The sequence below is a fragment of the Accumulibacter sp. genome, assembly GCF_032229525.1.
GTDB lineage: Bacteria > Pseudomonadota > Gammaproteobacteria > Burkholderiales > Rhodocyclaceae > Accumulibacter.
Window position 1 is genome coordinate 2,969 of the sequence record NZ_JAVTWB010000009.1, and the last position, 17,699, is coordinate 20,667.

Below are 17,699 nucleotides of genomic sequence, written 5' to 3' on the forward strand. Positions count from 1 at the left end.
CCGCCTCGGCTGTCGCACTCCGGTGGCCCGTGCCATAATGGCCCATGGAACCTCAAGAGTTCATGATTTCTTAACTCAACGAAGGAGAACCAAGATGCGCAATCGTGTCCCGAACGTAACTTTCAAGACCCGCGTCCGCAATGATGCCCTGGGCGGGGCGAACCCCTTCGAGTGGAAGGACCTGAACAGCGACGAGCTTTTCAAGGGCAAGAACGTCGTCGTGTTTTCGCTGCCCGGCGCCTTTACCCCGACCTGCTCGACTTCCCATCTGCCGCGCTATGAAGAACTCTACGAGGAATTCAAAGGGCAGGGCGTCGATGCCGTCGTCTGCGTTTCGGTCAACGACGCTTTCGTCATGTACCAGTGGGGCAAGAGCCAGAACGCCAAGAACGTTTTCCTGCTGCCGGATGGCAACGGCGAGTTCACTCGCAAGATGGGCATGCTGGTCGACAAGCACAACCTCGGCTTCGGTCAGCGTAGCTGGCGCTATTCGATGTACGTTGAAGACGGCGAAATCAAGCAGGTCTTTTCGGAAAAAGGCTTCGAGGATAACTGCCCGACCGACCCCTTCGAAGTATCCGACGCCGATACCATGCTGAAGTATCTGAAGAGCCGCTGATCACCAGGGTTTGACTCAGGGAGGCCGCTAAGGCCTTCCCTGATCAGCGGCGATTCGCCGTCAGCCGGCCGCCTCACCCCAGGCCAACCAGGCCGGCCAGGCCACGGCCAGGCTCAATCTTCGCTCCACGGCTCACGCATGGTGACGAATTCCTCGGCGGCGGTGGGGTGTATGCCGATGGTGCTATCGAAGGCGGCTTTGGTGGCTCCCGCGCGCATGGCGATGGCGATACCCTGCATGATCTCGCCGGCATCCGGTCCCATCATGTGCACGCCGACCACGCGGTCACTGGCCTGGTCCACGATCAGTTTCATGAAGGTCTTTTCGTCGCGCCCGCTGATGGTGTGTTTCATCGGTTTGAAGGTGGATTTGAACAGGCGGATACGACCGAACCTGGCTCGCGCTTCCTCCTCGGTGAAACCGACCGTGCCGATATTCGGCTGGCAGAATACCGCCGTCGGGATGAAGTCGTAGTCCACCGTGTTTTCCAGCCCGCCGAACTGGCGCCGGGCGAAGGACATCCCTTCGGCCAGCGCGACCGGGGTCAGCTCCATGCCGCCGGTGACGTCTCCCAGAGCGAAAATGCTGGGTTCTGAGGTTCGGTAGTCGTCGTCGACGTCGATGGTGCCGTCTTCGCGGAGCTTCACGTTCACACTCTCCAGCCCCAGGCCTTGCAGGTTGGCTTTGCGCCCCGTGGCGTAGAGCACCGTATCGACTTCGATGGCGGTGCCGTCCGTCAGCTCTACCTGCAGGCCACCGGAAGCCGTGGCGATGGACTCCACATTGACCTCGAAGCGCAGGTCCACGCCGGTCTTGCGGATTTCCTGGGCAGCATGCGCCCGGATATCGGCATCGAAGCCGCGCAGGAAGAGCGGCCCGCGGTAGAGCTGCGTGACCTGGGCACCGAGGCCATTGAAGATGCCGGCAAATTCCACCGCGATGTAACCGCCGCCGACGATGGCCAGACGCTGGGGAAAACGCTCCAGGTCGAAAACCTCGTTCGAGCTGATGGCATGCTCGCTACCGGGAAACTCCGGAATGTGCGGCCAGCCGCCGGTGGCGATGAGGATCTTTCCCGCCGTATAGCGCTGCTCGCCGACGGCTACCGTGTGGGCATCGACGATGCGCGCACGGCCATTGATCACGTCGGCCTGCACGCCGGCCAGCAGCTTGTCGTAGATGGCGTTGAGGCGGGATATTTCGGTCTTCTTGTTGTCGCGCAGGGTGGCCCAGTCGAAAGGCGGGTTGCCGCTGTTCCAGCCGAAATTTCGCGCATCCTTGAAGGCTTTACCGAATTCGGAAGCGTAGACGTAGAGTTTTTTCGGCACGCAGCCGACGTTCACGCAGGTGCCGCCCATGTAGCGGTCTTCGGCAACCGCCACCCTGGCGCCAAAGCCGGCCGCCATGCGCGCCGCGCGCACGCCGCCCGAGCCAGCGCCGATGACGAACAGATCGTAGTCATGATTTTGCACAGCTGTTTCCTCCTGATTTTGTTATCCGGTCTACCCGTGTCGAAGCCGCTAGCCGGAACGCAACGCGGCATTGCTGGCCAGCAGATCATGTAGCTTGCGACCCTGCTCCTGGCGGGTGTCCTGCATCCATTGAGGAACGGACAGCGCATTCGCTGCAGCCTCCCAGTGAGTCATGGCCGCCGCGTCGCCGAGCCCCAGCGCCGCTTCCCAGAGGGTGGCGACCACCCAGAAATGCTTTTGCGGATCGTCGCTCTCGCTTTCGGCCACGGGCGTGGCCAGACGAACGACCTCGCGTCGGATGCGCTTGGCCTGGACCGAATCGGCGATGGCCTCGTCGAGCTCTCCGGCGCGCAGCGATTCGCCTGCCCTGAGGTCGAGGAGGAAGGCCAGATTGATTCCGTTGTACCAGTCCTGCTTGAGGTGGAAGCCGCGCCGGTAACTGGCGATCGTTTCTTCCAGATCTTCCAGGTGCGAGCGCTGTTCCCATAGCCGCTTGTGGATAGCGCCCCAGAGGCCCAGGGTTTCGGGATCGTTGGTTGTCGCAGGCCCGAGCACCTCCAGGATCCCGCAGGCTTCGAGCAGTGCCGCTTCGGCGGTGGGCAGCTTCGACTTGTAGGTGGCCAGAGCCAACTGCTGGACGACAAAGGGGTCGTTGGGGCGTTGCTTGCGCACTTCACGCAGCAAGGCCATGGCCCGCGGGAAATTGCTCGGGCGACCGTCTCGAGGATTGATGGCGGACAGGGCCTGGTCCAGCAGCGCCTTGCTGGTCGGGGGCTGGGGAGCATTGCTGTCGCCGGTTCCCGACCCGGTTTCTGCGTCAGGGATTTCCGCCCCGCTGCCAGCAAAGTCGCTTGCAGGGGTCGAGCTTGAGCTCGTGCCGCGCCGCCCTGAGGGCGTTGCGAAAGGGACTGCGCCGCCAGTGGCCGTCCCCGATAGAGCCGGCGAGAAACCCCTCGCGGCCGCATCCGATGGTGAGCCGGCCAGCCCCGAATTGCGCGTCGCACGAACTGGCGGCGCAGCTCGAGGTGCACTCGTGCGCGCACCGACCGCTGACGGCGCCACGCGCGTCATGCCGCGTTGTGGTGGCTGCAGATCCTGCAGAAAGGTGTAGACCGGGCTGTCGGTGGCCGGCTTGCTCATCGCATTGCGGATGGCTTCGGCCAGCGCGTCGCGGAAGCGTCTGGCCTCCTGCGCGCCGACGTCCTCGCCGAGATGCTTGTAGGTCTGGATGACGATGTGGCCGACATCGAAGGGATATTTGAACTGCGATTCGGCGACGATGATCGTCGTTCCCGGGCGCAGACCGTAGCGCACGCCGAGTTCGAAAGCGGCATTGACGTTGTAGGTGGAGAGGTCGGCGATCACCAGGTCGGCTTGCAGGAGCATCTCGTACATCGGCAGATCGATGGTGCCGGTGTGCGGGATTTCGTCGGCGCGGATGCACTTCAGGCCGGCGGCTTCCACCGCCTCCTTGATGATTGCGTAGGAGGCGTCCAGGTCGAGCACCCGGCCGTCCGTGTAGTCGGTTTTCTTGCCGAAGCCCTGGACGACGAAGCAGAGCTTTTCACTCGCCTCGCTCACGCGAAGCCCCGCAGATGGTCGATCGAAACGTTGCTCGCGGCATACGTCTTACCGACCCGCTGGATCTGTTCGATGTTCTGCACCGAGTCCATCACCTGCACCTTCCTGGCGTCAACCCCGCTCAGGCCGAGGGCGTCGATACCGGCCTGGCTGACGTCCGGGTCGTAGCGCACGTAAGCGAACTGTTTGCCGGCGCTAGAGGTGGACGGGTCGCCTGGAGCCATCACCATGTCGCCGAATTCGCGGTCAATGGCCGGGCCGAAGCGGCATTCGCCAAGGGTGCGGCAGGCCATGTCCCAGCCTGCCGAGGCGGCGTTCATCAGGGCGCCAGGCAGGTTCTTGGCGTTGTCGAGCAGCCACAGGTCGTCAGCCTTCAGGTCGGGCCGGGCGTTGGCGGCGTTGCCGGTGCCGACAGAGACGATCAGCAGATTCCCGGTCCCGGTTTTCCAGCCGACCCGGTAGGGCGCTGCGGTGACCATCTCGAAGGCCAGGAAGGCCGGGTTGTTGTAGGTGGTGACGCCGCCATCGACGAAGACGAACTGGTATTCGGCGGGCGTCTCCGGGGCAAAGGTGACCACCTCGGGCGGGAAGAAGGTCGGCGCCGCGGTGCTCGCTCGCAGCAGTTGCCACAGTGGCAGGCGCAGGTTGCAGTCCTTGCGTTCGAGCTGGTTGTACTTTGCCCGTGGGTTATTGGAAACCGGCCACGGCGAATCGGTGGTGGCGTTGCGCATGACCATCATCAGCATGGTTTGCAGATTGCCGTCACCCAGGGTGGCGTTGGGCTCGGCGCGCGACGCCTCGTGCACCAGAGCGGCGTCGAATTCGACGCGCAGCTTGCGGGCCAGCGGCTCGTCGTTGTAGCTGTACTTCAGGCGGTTGAGCAGCGAGGCCTTGTCGAACATCTGGCGGCCGCTATCGACGTAGAACTTGCGGATCTGGTCGGTGGACATGCCGGCTGCAATGCACGCCGCAACCATCGCACCGGTGCTGGTACCGCAAGTGAAATCGAAGTAGTCGGCGAGCAGCATGTCGGGCCTGCCGAAGCGGCTGCGCAAGTTGCTTTCGAGCTTGGCCAGGATTTCCACGCTGATCAGGCCGAGGATGCCGCCACCGTCGCAGGCGAGGATCTTCTTCGGGCCGGGGCTGTCGATGCGCTCGAGGAGCTTCTGGTTCATGGCGCTTCCCTTTCTTTCGTCGTTGTTTCGTCCGTGGCGGGTGGCAGCAATCTGGTGTCGGCCGGCGTCAAGCGCCGAGGTCGGGCGCCGGCGTGATACGTACTGGCAGCGGTTGTGACACATCGAGGTGCACATCGCGCTGCGGGAACGCAATGGTGATCCCGGCTGCGGCCAGGCGTTTTTCGATCGCATAGCGAAGATCGCTGGCGACCTTGCGTGCCGACACATTCGGACCCAGCTCGACCCAGAAGACCAGCACCAGCAGCAGGGCATTGTCGCCGAAATCCTCGAAGAAGACCTCCGGCTTCGGATCGTCCAGTACCAGACCGTGATCGTCGGCGCTGCCGCAAATGATCTCGCTTGCTTCGCGCAGGGGCGCCCCGTAGGCGACACCGACATTGATCTCGCGTCTGACCTTCGGGTTGGAATAGGTCCAGTTGACGACCTGTTGTTCGAGAAAGCTGGAGTTGGGCACCAGCGCCTCAACGCCGTCGAAAGCGCGAATCGTCGATGCGCGCAGGTCGACCTGGGTGACGTAGCCGGTCATCCCCTCGATGGCAACGATATCGCCGACGCGAACCTTGCGTTCGAAGAGGATGATGATGCCGCTGATCACGTTCTTGATGATCGTCTGGGTGCCGAAACCGACGCCGATGGCCAGCGCGCCACCCATGAAGGCGAAAACGGTGAGCGGGATGCGCGCCAGGTTGAGGATGAAGATGATCAGCACCACCGCCAGCGCGATCATCGCCCAACGACGAATGACGCTGGCGATCTGCTCATCGACCTTGAAGTGATCGACCATCAGCCGTTGCAGTCGCGCGGAGAGCAGCGAGAACAACCAGTAGCCCAACAGGAACAGTAGGAGCGCGCCGATGCTCTTGCCGACGGTGACCCCGTAGGCGACGGTCACTGTCCTGCCGTCGATGACGGTCGAATCCTCGACCGCGAACATCTCGAAGTCCCAGACGCGCTTGAGCGCTTGCGTCACCTGCAGCGCGCCGAGTTTCCAGTTGTCGCTGTGGCCGGTTTCGCCGCTGAATCCGAAATCTTCCAACCAGCGCTTGACCTGACGATCCAGGCGGTTGCCCGCGACTTCCACTCGCTGATAGGCCAGCGCGCGCTGCTGCAGGGCCTCGAGAATCGCCGACTCCTGTGCCCGCGCACTGGAACTGAGCGAGGCATTATCGAGCCGTAGCGCCTGTTGCGTGGCTGCCGTGCGCGCCCCTTCGTGCAGTTCGCGAAACAGGTCCCGGCGGCTGGCGAGGTCTTCAGTGGTCCGTTTCAGGGCCGCAAGGACCTCCTGGCGGGTGGTGGCATCGTCGGAGCTGAAACCAACGAAACGCTGCCTCCAGGAGTCGTTGGCGACCTGCGTCATATCGTTCAGCCAGGTCAGGGTCATCAGTTTCAGGCGCTCGGTCTCCATCTGTACGTCGAGAACCTGCAAGCGCTGAGCGATCGGGCCGTTGGGATCGGCACCCGGCAGCAGTTTCGCCAGTCGCTCATGCTCGGCGGCAAGCTTGCTGTTGTCGGCGACCACCCGATCAACGTCGGTGTTCAGCTTGACCAGCAACCCGCTCAACCTGGCCTGTTGCTGCGCGAATTCTTCCTTGCTCAGTTGCTGTTCGGGCAGGACACGGGCAAGCAGGCGCTGCATTTGTTCACCAAGGGGTTGCAGTTGCTTCCGTTTCATCCCGATCAGATCGAGCCCGAGCGCGACCGCGGAAAGTTCTGCTTCGGCCTGCTGGCGACGCGTGGCAGCGAGTTCGCTGCTCTCGCGATCCTTTTCGACTTGATCCTGCCCGGCGGCGCGCGCCAGCCGATCCTCCGCCAGGCGAACGGCCGCATTGGCGCGCTTCCGCGCATCAACCAGGCCGGCCTGCTGTACCTCCAGTGCGCGTTCCGCCGCGGCCAGGTTCTTCTCGTGCGCCTTGAGGGCGTCGTACTCATCGCGCAGGGCATCGACCCGCAAGGCAGAGTAGGGTGGCGGGCCGGCGAGCTCGGCCATCAGGGTTCGCTGATTGGCCGTTTCGCGCGGCGAGTCTTTCAGCATTTCGAGTTCGTCGAGCAGTTTCACGCGCTCGCCGTAGAGCAGCACCAGTCGATCGAGCAGGCGCTGACGCTCGCTGGTCGGCAATCCGTTCTCGGTCGCTCCCCGGTCTGTGAGCCGTTGCTCCTGCTGCTGACGGCGTGCCTCGGCGAGCATTGCTTCCGCCTGTGCGCGCGGGTTTTCAGCTGGCTCGGCCGCCGGCGTGGGGGCCGCCTTGGGAGATCCGGACAGTTGCTTGGGAAGCAATGACTGGGCGTGGACCAGTGCGGCGAAGGTCATCACGACCAGCGCGAAAAACACCTGCCGGCGGTTCATCGAAGCGGACTCCCGACGGATCGTGGCCAGTCATGGGCGCTGACGGCGTGCAGTGCGGTGCACGACATTGAACGTGGCCGGTGAGGTACGGAAGCTTCCAAGAGATTTTCCTTCAGGCTAGGGCCGTAGTATCGAACGGGATGCTCCGGACGTCCACCCGATGGGCATCATGCGGCTGGTGTGAGCGGCGCCGGCGCAGTTCGTGCGCAGATCGCCGGTTCGAATCCCGACAATTTTTGTCGGCTTCTCGCGTGCCAATCGCACTGGAAGCGGCTAGACTCGAGCCAACAGTCCCGGAGCCTTCCCATGACCAGCGCCGTCGAGTTCCTGCCCGAAAAGAACCACGATCTCGAAGTGATTTCGCTGATCGGTTTCGCGCACGGCGTGTCGCATTTTTTCCATCTGCTGCTGCCGCCGCTGTTCCCGTGGCTGATGCACGATTTTGGGCTGAGCTTCACCGGCATCGGGGCGACGATGACCATCTTCTTCGTCGTTTCGGCGATCGGCCAGGCGCTGGCCGGTTTCCTGGTCGATCGCTTTGGCGCGGCCAGGGTGCTGATCGGCGGCATCGGTTGCTTTCTGGTCGCGGCCCTCCTGCTGTCGGTGGTCGACGGCTACCTCGGCTTGACGCTGGTCGCCGCGCTGGCCGGGCTGGGCAACAGCGTTTTCCACCCGGCCGACTTCACGGTGCTCAACCGGCACGTGTCGCAGCCACGGTTGGGGCACGCCTTTTCGATGCATGGGCTGTCCGGCAACCTCGGCTGGGCGCTGGCGCCGGTGTTCATGACCGGCATCGCGGCTGCCGCTGGCTGGCGGGTTGCCGCGCTGGCTGCCGCCGGGATAGCTGCGCTGGCCTTGGGGTTGGTTTTCTGGCGGCAGCAGACGCTGGCCGATCCGCCGGGCAGCGCGGCTGACGCCGGCCCGGTCGGCGCGCCCGTGATGTCGGCTTTCGGCTTCCTGCGCTCGCCGGCGGTATGGATGTGTTTTCTCTTCTTTCTGCTGATTACGACGGCGTTCGGCGGTATCCAGAACTTCGTGACGCCGATCCTGCAGAACCTGCACGGCCTGACTCTGGCTGCCGGGGCGACGGCGCTGTCGGCGTATCTGGTCGGTGGCGCGGGCGGCATCTTGACCGGCGGTTTTCTGGCGCAGAGGGGTGACCAGGAACGGCTGATCGCCGGCGCGCTCAGCGCGGCAGCGGTGCTCACCCTTGTGCTGGCGCTGCTGCCGCTGCCGGCGTGGAGCGTGCTGCCGCTGATGATCGGCATCGGCTACTGCACCGGCATCGCCGGACCGTCGCGCGACCTGCTGGTGCGCCGGGCGGCGACCTCGCGTTTCGGCCAGGCGGCCTACGGTCGGGTTTACGGTTTCGTGTACTCCGGCCTCGACACGGGACTGGCCTTGGCGCCGCTGGTCTTTGGTGGCTTGATGGACGGCGGACGCTTCGCCGCGGTGCTGGTCGGCATCGCCGCGCTGTGGAGCCTGTCGATCCTGACCGCGCTGCGGGTCGGCGGCGTCACCCGGCAGGCGGCCGCCTGAAGCTTTGCCGGCGGCCGGGTCGATGAGCAAGCCGGCGCTGCGCCAGCTTGCCATCAACGACGGTGGTCAGGTCAGCGCGGTCGAGCCGACGGAGTCAAAGCGGATTACGACGCGGGCAAGCAAGCGGCTCAGGCAATTCCCGTGCGTTCGAGTGCCGGCCGCCAGCATTTCGCGAGGCGATTGAAGCCGCGCCGGGTCGGGTGCAGCTCGTTGGCCCAATCGCTCTCGGACTTCAGGGTATGGCGCCCATCCACCAGTTGCAGCGTTGGTGCCTTCGCCTGCGCCTCTTCAAGGCACAGCCAGAACTGGTCAATGAGCAGTTTGGCCACCTCCGCTTGCAGATCGCGGTCGATGCTGGCTTGATCCATCGGAAATTGCAGCCACTGGCCTAGACCGAGGAAGCCCTTGCCGTTTGGCGGTGGATAGTCATAGCCGTGTACGAATACCGGCGTGCCCGGGATCTTCTTCTCGACCAGCGCGACGACGCTGAGCAGCGCTTTGATGACCGTGTCGAACAGCTGCTTTGGCTGGCCGCTGCGCAGGCAGGCGACGGCTGATGTGGCGTCCGAGCAGTCTTCGAGGAGCAGAGCCCCGAGATCGTCCCGGCCCGCGAAATCGTTGCCGCCGCCGGACAGAAACACCGCTTTGAGCGTCCGGCCATAGCCTGTTTTGCGGTCGAGGTCGCGTTCGATCTGCGCGCGGATCGGGCCGGACTCGTACTCGATTGCTTCGGCGCCGTTATGGCCACGTACCAGGATGATGTGGTGCTTCTTGCGGTTCAGGCGCTTGTGCAGTTCGTTGAGAAGATTGTTTTTCGGGTACCAGAACCAGGAATCACCGATTGCCAGGACGGTCGGGAAGAGGCCATCCTTGGTCAAGATCGATTCGTCCCATACGGGCTTTTGGATCATTTCTTCTCCTCCAGTGAATTGTTTTAATTGGCGTTGCGCATACGGGAGCGTATCGCGAGCAAATAATCGCACAAGGTATGCACGATCTGCAACTGACCGTGTGTCAGTGCTGGCGCTGGCGCGGGTCTTGGGCAGCAGGCGGTTGCCGTGCCACCTTGGTGGTTTCCCAGTACGGCCGCTCGCCGATCCTTCCGGCCAGGTAGTCGACCAGCATCCGCACCCGCTGCGGCACGTAGCGATTGCCGGGGAGCAGGGCGTAGATGCCGAGTTCGGGCATCGGATAGTCGGTGAGGATTTGCCGTACCGAGCCGGCCTCGATCGCGGCGGCGGTGATGAACGTTGGCTGTACGGAAATGCCCAGGCCGCGAATCGTCGCCTCGAGTAGCGCATCGCCGTTGTTGGCGCGCATGCGGCCGTGCACCGGGAAAGTTTCCATGACGCCGTCGACCAGGAACGGCCAGCCTTCCAGGTGGGCGGGCAGGTAGAGCAGACATTCGCGCCCGGTGAGTTCGCGAGGGTGGGTCGGTTCGCCGTGACGATGCAGGTAGGCCGGTGAGGCGGTGGCCAGCAGGCGGGTGCTGCCGATGCGGCGGGCGACGTCCAGCGGGTCGAGGCGCGCGCTGATGCGGATCGCCAGATCCAGGCCTTCCTCGACCAGGTTGACGCGGCGATCGGTGAAGTCTATCTCGGTGCTCACCTCGGGGTAGGTGATGTGGAAGTCGATCAGCAGTGGCGCCAGGTGACGCAGCCCGAAACTCAGCGGTACGCTGATGCGGATCAGGCCGCGGGGATCCTGGCGCTCGCCGCCGAGGTCGGTTTCGGCGGCTTCGACCAGTTTGAGTATCTCGCGACAGCGCTCGAGATAGGCAGCGCCGGCCGAGGTGAGGCTGAGGCTGCGCGTACTGCGCGCGATCAGCTTGACGTCGAGATGCGCCTCGAGTGCGGCGACCTGGCGGGTGATCACCGAGCGGGCGACGTCCATCTGCCGCGCCACCGCGGCAAAACTGCCGAGCTCGGCGACGCGCATGAAGATCCGCATGCTGTCGAGACGATCCATTGCCTGGCCTCCTTTTGTTGTCGAAATAGCAACGACCAATTGCAGATTGTGGCCTATTTGTTGGTCAATTGCTCGGCTAAAGTTCGCCCATCGCAAGGAACAAGCCTTGCGGAGCAGAAAAGGAGAACCGCATGATCCTCGTTACCGGCGCCAACGGCCAGCTCGGCCGCCGCATTGTTGATCAACTCGTCGCCCGTCGCGGCGGCGTTGCCGGCATCGCCGCCAGTGTGCGCGACCCGGCGCGGGCCGCCGACCTGATCGGGCGCGGCATCGTCGTTCGTCAGGGCGACTTCGACCAGCCGGAGACGCTGGCTGACGCCTTCGCCGGGGTCGACAAACTGGTTCTGGTGTCCACCGATGGCCCCAACGATGTCCGCATCGCCCAGCACCGGCGGGCGATAGCTGCAGCCGTCGCGGCGGGAGTCGGGCATATCCTGTACACCAGCTTCATCGACGTTGCCGCCGATTCGCCCGCCGACTTCGCCGCCGTTCATCGGGCGACCGAGGCCGATCTGGCGGCTAGCGGCCTGCCGTTCACGGCGCTGCGCAACCCGCTTTATGCGGACTTCTTGCCGATGACAGTGGCTGCGGCCCGCGAAACCGGGAGCTTCCAGTTGCCCGCCGGCAGTGGCCGCGCCAGCTTCATCAGCCGCACCGAACTGGCAGACGCCATGGCGGCGGCCGCTCTGGCGCCGGCGCTGGCGCGTCAGGTCTATGAACTAAGCGGTCAGGCGACGCACGACTACCACGACGTGGCGGCTGCCATCGCCCGAGCGAGCGGCAAGTCCGTGCGCTACCAGCCGGTTAGCGAGGATGCCTACGCGGCAGCACTCGAAGCGTCCAGCCTGCCGCGTTGGTTGGCGCGGGCGATGGCCAACATGTACTCGGCGGTGGCGGCGGGCAAGTTCGACCGGGTAAGCAATGATTTTGCCGCGCTGGTCGGGCACCCGCCGCGCCCGCTCCCCTGCCTGGCGCAGGAACTCTTCGGCTCGCGCTGAAGTCGGAGGACGATTCGCATGAACGCCAAGTCTTTTCCCGCGCTCTTCGTTGGCCACGGCGCGCCGACCATGGTGCTCGACCCCGCTGCGGCTGGTGCCGTGCTGGCCCGCACCGCCGCCGCTCTACCCACACCGCGGGCGATCGTCGTGGTCAGTGCGCACTGGCAGAGCGAGAGACCGACCATCGGCGTGGCGTCGGAATTCGAGACCATCCACGATTTCCACGGCTTCCCGGCGGCGCTGTATGCCGTTCGTTACCCGGCCAGGTCGGACCCGGGCGTCGCCGATGCTGTTCGCCGCTTGCTGCTTGCGGACGGTTTCGACCTGCAGGTTGACCACCGCCGTGGTCTTGATCACGGCGCCTGGACACCGTTGAGCCTGATGTACCCGGCGGCCGACGTTCCCGTCGTGCCGGTGTCGCTGCAGGGGGGATTTGGCCCGGAGCAGCATTTCCGGCTCGGGCGTGCGCTCCGGCCATTACTCGCCGACGGCGTGCTGCTGCTGGCTTCGGGCAATATCACCCACAACCTCGGCGACTTTCGACGGTCGGTCGTCGCTGGCGGCGGAGCGCTGGCTTACGTGAGTGAGTTCGCCGAGTGGATGTGGCAGCGCATTGCCGCCGGCGAGCAGCAGTTACTCCTCGGCTATCGCCAGCACGCCCCGCACGCGGTTCGTGCCCATCCCACCGAGGAACATCTGTTGCCGCTTTACGTTGCACTCGGCGCTGCCGGTGTCGATTACCGCCCCGAACGGCTGTATGCGGGGATCGATTCGGGCGCTCTGGCGATGGATAGTTACGCTTTCTGGCCTGCCGAAGCCATTTGACAACCAGGAGAATCGAATGCCTGAAACCCGCTACACCCACCCTGCCATCGCCCTGCACTGGTTGATGGCCGTGCTGCTGATCGGCTTGTTCGGTCTGGGGCTCTACATGAGCGATTTGCCGCTGTCACCGGACAAGCTGAAGCTCTATTCCTGGCACAAATGGGCCGGTGTCACCGCGTTCCTGCTGGTGCTGCTGCGCCTGGGCTGGCGCATCGGCCACCGGCCGCCGCCCTTGCCGATGGCGATGCCGGCCTGGCAGAAGACGGCTTCGCATGGAGCGCACCATCTCTTGTACTTGCTGATGTTTGCCATTCCGCTGTCCGGCTGGTTGATGAGTTCGGCCAAGGGATTCCAGACCGTCTATTTCGGCGTCCTGCCGCTGCCGGATCTGCTGGCCAAGGACAAGGAACTCGGCGAGCTACTGGAGACGGTGCACTGGACGCTCAATTACGCCCTGGCGGCGCTGGTCGTCGCCCACGTCGCGGCGGCACTCAAGCATCACCTGCGCGACCGCGACGACGTGCTGTCGCGAATCCTGCCGGTCGTCGGTCGAAATCGCTGAACACCTTCGCAGAATAGGAGAGACTCATGAATACCTTTCGCCTTGCCTTCGCCGCGCTGTTGTTCGCCAGTGGTAGCGCACAGGCGGTCGAATTCAAGCAGTTTCTGGCCGACCAGAGTAGCCTGCAGTTCGTCTCGCGGCAGATGGGGGTGCCGGTCGACGGCCAGTTCAGGAAGTTCAACGTGAAGCTGGCCTTCGACCCGGCGAAACCGACCGCCGCCACAGCCAGATTCGAACTTGACCTGGCCAGCGTGGACGCTGGCTCAGCGGACGCCGATGACGAGGTAGTCCGCAAGCCCTGGTTCAACCTCAATGAATTTCCCACCGCGACTTTCGTTTCCTCGGCCATCCGGCCGCTCGGTGGCGACAATTTCGAACTTGTCGGCAAGCTGACGATCAAGGGCCAGACGCAGGAGCTCACGGCACCGTTCACTTTCCGTCAGGCTGGCGGAAACGGCGTTTTCGACGGTGCGTTCGTCCTCAAACGCCTTGATTTCGCGGTCGGTGATGGTATCTGGTCCGACGTCAGCGCGGTCGCCAACGAAGTGCAGATCAAGTTTCACATCGTTGCCGCCCCGGCCGCGGGTGGCAAGTAAGCACCCACCAGCAAGACCTGCAGCTGTTACACCTCATATCACCTCAAGGAGCCCTCGCATGAACAAGCCTTTCGCTGTACTCGCCCTGATCTCTCTTGCCAGCATCGTCGCGGCGCCCGCATTCGCCGCGCCCGAGACCTATGCAATCGATCCGAACCATACCTACCCGCGCTTCGAATACAGCCATTTCGGCTACTCGACGCAGCTCCAACGCTTCAACAAGACCGCCGGCACGATCGTCGTCGACCGCGCCGCGAAGACCGCTTCGGTGGATATCACGATCGACGCCAAATCGGTGGACACGGGTTACCCGCTGTTCAACGAGCACATCCAGGGCGAAGACTACCTGGATACCGCCAGGTATCCGACGATCACCTACAAGTCCACCGCCGTCAGATTCGATGGCGACAAGCCGGTGGCGGTCGAAGGCAATTTGACGATCAAGGGCGTTACCAAACCGGTGACCCTGACCGTCACCTCGTTCCATGCCATGCCGCATCCGATGGTCAAGGTGGATGCCATCGGTGCCAATGCCGTCACCAGAATCAAGCGTTCCGACTTCAACGCCGGCAAGAACGCTCCCTACGTCAGCGACGAGATGACCCTGAGCATCGCCGTCGAAGCGCTGAAGCAGTAGACTGCTGGCAAAGAAGCGGGGGCCACGGAGCCCCAACCCGGAACACCACCATCGGTGAACCGGAACAAACTGGAGACAACGATGAACGAGAGCAGCCCCAATATTGCCCAGAAGTCCCCTTACGCCATCGACGTCGAGGCCGGCAAGAGTTACTGGTGGTGCGCCTGCGGCAACAGCAAGACTCAACCCTTCTGCGACGGCAGCCACAAAGGCGGTGCATTTACGCCCCGCGAGTACCAGGCGGAAAAATCGGCAACGGTCTATTTCTGCGGCTGCAAACACAGCGCCAAGGCGCCGCTGTGCGACGGTAGCCACAAGCAGCTGTAGGAATCGCCAGCTGCCAACCGGACAGCTACTGCCTCAACCTGCCAAGGAGACACCATGTCAGCCCTCACCACCGAAGCTCTCGATCAGCTCTTCATCGAGGCGAGAACGCACAACGGCTTCGCGCCGGAAGCGATCCCCGAGGCCACGCTGCGCCGCCTCTACAACCTGATGAAGTGGGGTCCGACGTCGATGAATTGCCAGCCGGCGCGGCTGGTTTTCGTGACCAGCGCGGAAGGCAAGGAAAAGCTCGCGCCAGCCCTGTCACCCGGTAACCTGGACAAGACGCTGCTGGCCCCGGCGACGGTCATCATCGCCACCGATACGCGCTTCTATGAGCACCTGCCGACGATGTTTGCGGCTTACGACGCCAGACCGATGTTCGAGGGCAACGCCGAGCTGGCGACCAGCACAGCGTTGCGCAACGGTACGCTGCAGGGTGCCTACCTGATCCTGGCTGCTCGCGCCATTGGCCTGGACTGTGGGCCGATGTCCGGTTTCGATGCCGGCAAACTGAACGCGGCGTTTTTCCCAGACGGGCGTTATCAGGCCAATTTTCTCTGCAATCTCGGCGTCGGCGATCCCGGCAAGCTCCATCCACGCGGCCCGCGGCTGAGTTTCGAGGAAGCCTGCGAGATCGCCTGAAGGGCAGGGTGGCGCAAAGCGCTGGCAGTGCTGACCGTGTTTCTTGCCTGCCGACGTACGGGCCTTGCCTTGGCCGCGCCGTCAGGTCGCAGTGCCGCCCTGGCGACGGCCGCGGCATTGCCGATCTTGTCGAGCGGAGCGGCTCACTTCGAGATGGTGATCGGAAGATCGACCCCCTTGACCTCGCCGACGGCGGTCTGGAAGAGGTCGCCGAGCATGGCGAATGTCGCGCGGTCCCACTGCGTGTTGCCGACGCTGTAGCTGCGTCCCTCGAAGTCGACCGAGGCGATCGTTCCTGGTGGGGGCGAATCGGAGATCTCGATGTGCAGTGACGAGCGGGGATTCTCCGCGGTCGGCCCGGTGCGCGGGTCGGGAGCGACGTCGAACTCCGGAACCGCACGCGCGCCGTTGGCGACGAAGGCCAGCATCTGCAGCATGCTGCGCAGCTTGATTGCCCCGCGGATGGCGAAATCGCCGCCGGGGCCGTCTGGTCGGACATCGAGGAAGACGAAGCCGCGTGGGTTGCGCTTGATGCGCTCGTTGAGCTCGAAACGCGCCTGATTGCTGAGCGACATCGGATCGACGTTCATCACCACTACGCGCCCTGCCTGAAAGCGCGCCAGCTGGTAGCTGCCGTCGGCGGTCCGTCGCCACTGCAGACCCTCCTTGTCGGCGTTGATGACGTCCGCCGCGCTCGGTGCGGCCTTCAACGCCGGCGCTATCGGTTCCTCGAAGACCAGCGTCCGGACGAATAGCTTGCGGTTGTCGTTCAGCCAGCGCAGGTGCGTCGCGATGCGCCGGAACTCGGTGTACTCCTGGGCTAGCGCCGGGTCGTTGGCGATGAAGCGGGCGAAGCTGCCGTCGCTGTTTTGCACTTCGATCCCGGAAGCGAGCAGCCGTGTCACCCGGTCAATGGCGCCGCCCTGAAAGACCAGGAACTCGAAGGCCTGATCCTTGAACGGCGTCAGCACACGTTCGGTGAACGCCTGCCCGGAAAGCGGGTGAATGCTGAAAGTCGGGTTTTCCGACGCGCCAGCGCCAGCGCTCAGGCCGAGGATGTTGGCACTCGCGTTGCGGTGTAGTTCGGCGCCAGCGCCGAGCGTGGTCGTCCAGTTGAAAGTCGCGGCGATGGTCGAGGTCGACGTGAAGTGGACCGGCCTGCCGGTGTCGGTGCGGGCGATGTTCAGCAAGAGGAGCTTCTGGTCGAGGTTGCTGGTGACTTCATCGTAGCCCAGCACCTGGCGCTCGAGCATGGGTGGGCCGGCGCAACCGGCGAGGGCGAGGGCGAGCAAGGCTGCTGGGGCGGCGTTACGCGCCATGGTGGCGAAACCCGACTGATCGGTTCGCGTGCGGGGGAATTTCATGACAAGGGTTTCCTCAGTTACGGCGGGCGGCTCAAGCCGGCGAGCCGAGGGCGCGTGATTTCCCGTCGTGAGCGCGCTACGGGCTGGCTGCCCGATCCCTGCGCGACACCGCCCGCGATGAAGTTTAGCGGGCGGCGAAGTGCCGCCGAAGATTCAGAGCGGTAGCGGGTCTGCGTTGCCGAGGGCGGTGGTGTTCAGCCCGCCATCAACGTACATGATCTCGGCGGTGATCGCGCTGGCCAGGTCGGAGAGCATGAAGGCGGCGGCGTTGCCGACTTCGTCGATGGTGATGTTGCGACGCAGTGGCGCGTTGTGCGCGTTGTAAGCGAGCAAGCGCGAGAAATTGCCGATGCCGGAAGCGGCCAGGGTCTTGATCGGGCCGGCTGAAATGGCGTTGGCGCGGATGCCCTGCGGGCCAAGACAGAAGGCGAGGTAGCGGGTGGCCGCCTCGAGGCTGGCCTTGGCCAGGCCCATGGTGTTGTAGTTGGGCAGGGTGCGCTCGGCGCCGAGGTAGGAGAGCGCCAGCAAGGCCGGTTTACGACCTTTCAGGAGCATCGGCCGGGCGGCCTTGGCCAGCGCCGCGTAGCTGTACGAAGAGACGTCGTGGGCGATGCGGAAAGCGTCGCGCGAGATGCCCTCCAGGAAGTCGCCTTCGATCGCTTCGCCGGGCGCGTAGGCGATCGAGTGCACCAGACCATCGAGGCCGTCCCACTGCGTGCCAAGGTCGGCGAATACCTGATCGATCTCGGCGTCCTCGGCGACGTCACACTTGTAGATCAGCGTGCTGTCGAATTCCTTGGCGAACTTGGCGACACGATCCTGGAAGCGTTCGTTCTGGTAGGTGAAGGCAAGTTGCGCCCCTTCACGGTGGCAGGCCTTGGCGATGCCGTAGGCGATGGAGTGTTTCGACAGCACGCCGGTAATCAGAATGCGCTTGTCGGCGAGGAATCCCATGACTTCTCCCGTAACTAAAATTGGCTGGGTTTGCAGCTGTGGTTCGAATCAGCTTAACCCGCGCATTATAAGGGA

General features: G+C 64.1%; 17 protein-coding genes. 9 read left to right on the top strand and 8 right to left on the bottom strand.

All coding sequences use genetic code 11. The features are described from left to right. Positions 1-94 precede the first annotated feature (94 nt). Positions 95-619, top strand: coding sequence for a peroxiredoxin (locus tag RUW20_RS00460; protein WP_313950219.1), 525 nt, complete (start codon positions 95-97; stop codon positions 617-619). Between the two features lie 113 nt (positions 620-732). On the opposite strand, the gene gor is transcribed toward RUW20_RS00460, so the two are convergent. From gor to RUW20_RS00480, 4 genes are all read right to left on the bottom strand, one after another. Beyond that, on the bottom strand, positions 733-2,091 hold the full coding sequence (gor, locus tag RUW20_RS00465; RefSeq protein ID WP_313950220.1) for a glutathione-disulfide reductase: 1,359 nt from the start codon (positions 2,089-2,091) through the stop codon (positions 733-735). A gap of 48 nt (positions 2,092-2,139) precedes the next feature. After that, complete coding sequence (locus tag RUW20_RS00470) at positions 2,140-3,672, bottom strand: TRAFs-binding domain-containing protein (protein ID WP_313950221.1); 1,533 nt, start codon at positions 3,670-3,672, stop codon at positions 2,140-2,142. Then, the gene (locus RUW20_RS00475) at positions 3,669-4,847 is read right to left on the bottom strand and encodes a patatin-like phospholipase family protein (RefSeq protein WP_313950222.1); all 1,179 of its coding nucleotides are present in this window, start codon (positions 4,845-4,847) and stop codon (positions 3,669-3,671) included. The genes RUW20_RS00470 and RUW20_RS00475 overlap by 4 nt, the downstream gene beginning before the upstream one ends. A gap of 67 nt (positions 4,848-4,914) precedes the next feature. Continuing rightward, positions 4,915-7,212 (bottom strand): mechanosensitive ion channel domain-containing protein, encoded by a 2,298-nt coding sequence (locus RUW20_RS00480; protein WP_313950223.1) that lies wholly within the window; start codon positions 7,210-7,212, stop codon positions 4,915-4,917. Between the two features lie 306 nt (positions 7,213-7,518). Here RUW20_RS00480 and RUW20_RS00485 point away from each other — a divergent pair, with 306 nt between their 5' ends. Beyond that, positions 7,519-8,751 (top strand): MFS transporter, encoded by a 1,233-nt coding sequence (locus tag RUW20_RS00485; protein WP_313950224.1) that lies wholly within the window; start codon positions 7,519-7,521, stop codon positions 8,749-8,751. Between the two features lie 128 nt (positions 8,752-8,879). On the opposite strand, the gene RUW20_RS00490 is transcribed toward RUW20_RS00485, so the two are convergent. Both RUW20_RS00490 and RUW20_RS00495 read right to left on the bottom strand, forming a co-directional pair. Continuing rightward, the gene (locus RUW20_RS00490) at positions 8,880-9,662 is read right to left on the bottom strand and encodes an SGNH/GDSL hydrolase family protein (protein ID WP_313950225.1); all 783 of its coding nucleotides are present in this window, start codon (positions 9,660-9,662) and stop codon (positions 8,880-8,882) included. A 103-nt stretch (positions 9,663-9,765) separates the two neighbouring features. Continuing rightward, complete coding sequence (locus RUW20_RS00495; RefSeq protein ID WP_313950226.1) at positions 9,766-10,719, bottom strand: LysR family transcriptional regulator; 954 nt, start codon at positions 10,717-10,719, stop codon at positions 9,766-9,768. Between the two features lie 131 nt (positions 10,720-10,850). On the opposite strand from RUW20_RS00495, the gene RUW20_RS00500 reads away from it, so the two are divergent. The 7 genes from RUW20_RS00500 (at position 10,851) to RUW20_RS00530 (ending at position 15,306) form a co-directional block, all read left to right on the top strand. Further along, positions 10,851-11,717 carry an SDR family oxidoreductase gene (locus tag RUW20_RS00500; RefSeq protein ID WP_313950227.1) on the top strand — a complete coding sequence of 289 codons (867 nt, stop codon included), beginning with the start codon at positions 10,851-10,853 and terminating at the stop codon, positions 11,715-11,717. An 18-nt stretch (positions 11,718-11,735) separates the two neighbouring features. Continuing rightward, a complete protein-coding gene (locus RUW20_RS00505) occupies positions 11,736-12,542 on the top strand; it encodes a class III extradiol ring-cleavage dioxygenase (protein ID WP_313950228.1) in 807 nt (268 codons plus the stop codon). A 16-nt stretch (positions 12,543-12,558) separates the two neighbouring features. Then, a complete protein-coding gene (locus RUW20_RS00510) occupies positions 12,559-13,104 on the top strand; it encodes a cytochrome b (RefSeq protein WP_313950229.1) in 546 nt (181 codons plus the stop codon). Between the two features lie 26 nt (positions 13,105-13,130). After that, positions 13,131-13,700 carry a YceI family protein gene (locus tag RUW20_RS00515; RefSeq protein WP_313950230.1) on the top strand — a complete coding sequence of 190 codons (570 nt, stop codon included), beginning with the start codon at positions 13,131-13,133 and terminating at the stop codon, positions 13,698-13,700. A 58-nt stretch (positions 13,701-13,758) separates the two neighbouring features. Further along, positions 13,759-14,337, top strand: a complete 579-nt coding sequence (locus RUW20_RS00520) for a YceI family protein (RefSeq protein ID WP_313950231.1) — start codon at positions 13,759-13,761, stop codon at positions 14,335-14,337. Positions 14,338-14,418: 81 nt separating this feature from the next. Then, positions 14,419-14,664: a CDGSH iron-sulfur domain-containing protein gene (locus tag RUW20_RS00525; protein ID WP_313950232.1), complete on the top strand. Its 246-nt coding sequence runs from the start codon at positions 14,419-14,421 to the stop codon at positions 14,662-14,664. Between the two features lie 54 nt (positions 14,665-14,718). Further along, entirely contained in the window at positions 14,719-15,306 is a 588-nt protein-coding gene (locus RUW20_RS00530; protein ID WP_313950233.1) for a malonic semialdehyde reductase, read from the top strand. 143 nt (positions 15,307-15,449) lie between these two features. Here the strand turns inward: RUW20_RS00530 and RUW20_RS00535 are convergent, their stop codons facing one another. Together RUW20_RS00535 and fabI are read right to left on the bottom strand one after the other, a co-directional pair. After that, entirely contained in the window at positions 15,450-16,670 is a 1,221-nt protein-coding gene (locus RUW20_RS00535) for a hypothetical protein (RefSeq protein ID WP_313950234.1), read from the bottom strand. A gap of 153 nt (positions 16,671-16,823) precedes the next feature. After that, positions 16,824-17,624: an enoyl-ACP reductase FabI gene (gene fabI, locus RUW20_RS00540; RefSeq protein WP_313950235.1), complete on the bottom strand. Its 801-nt coding sequence runs from the start codon at positions 17,622-17,624 to the stop codon at positions 16,824-16,826. Between the last annotated feature and the right edge of the window lie 75 nt (positions 17,625-17,699).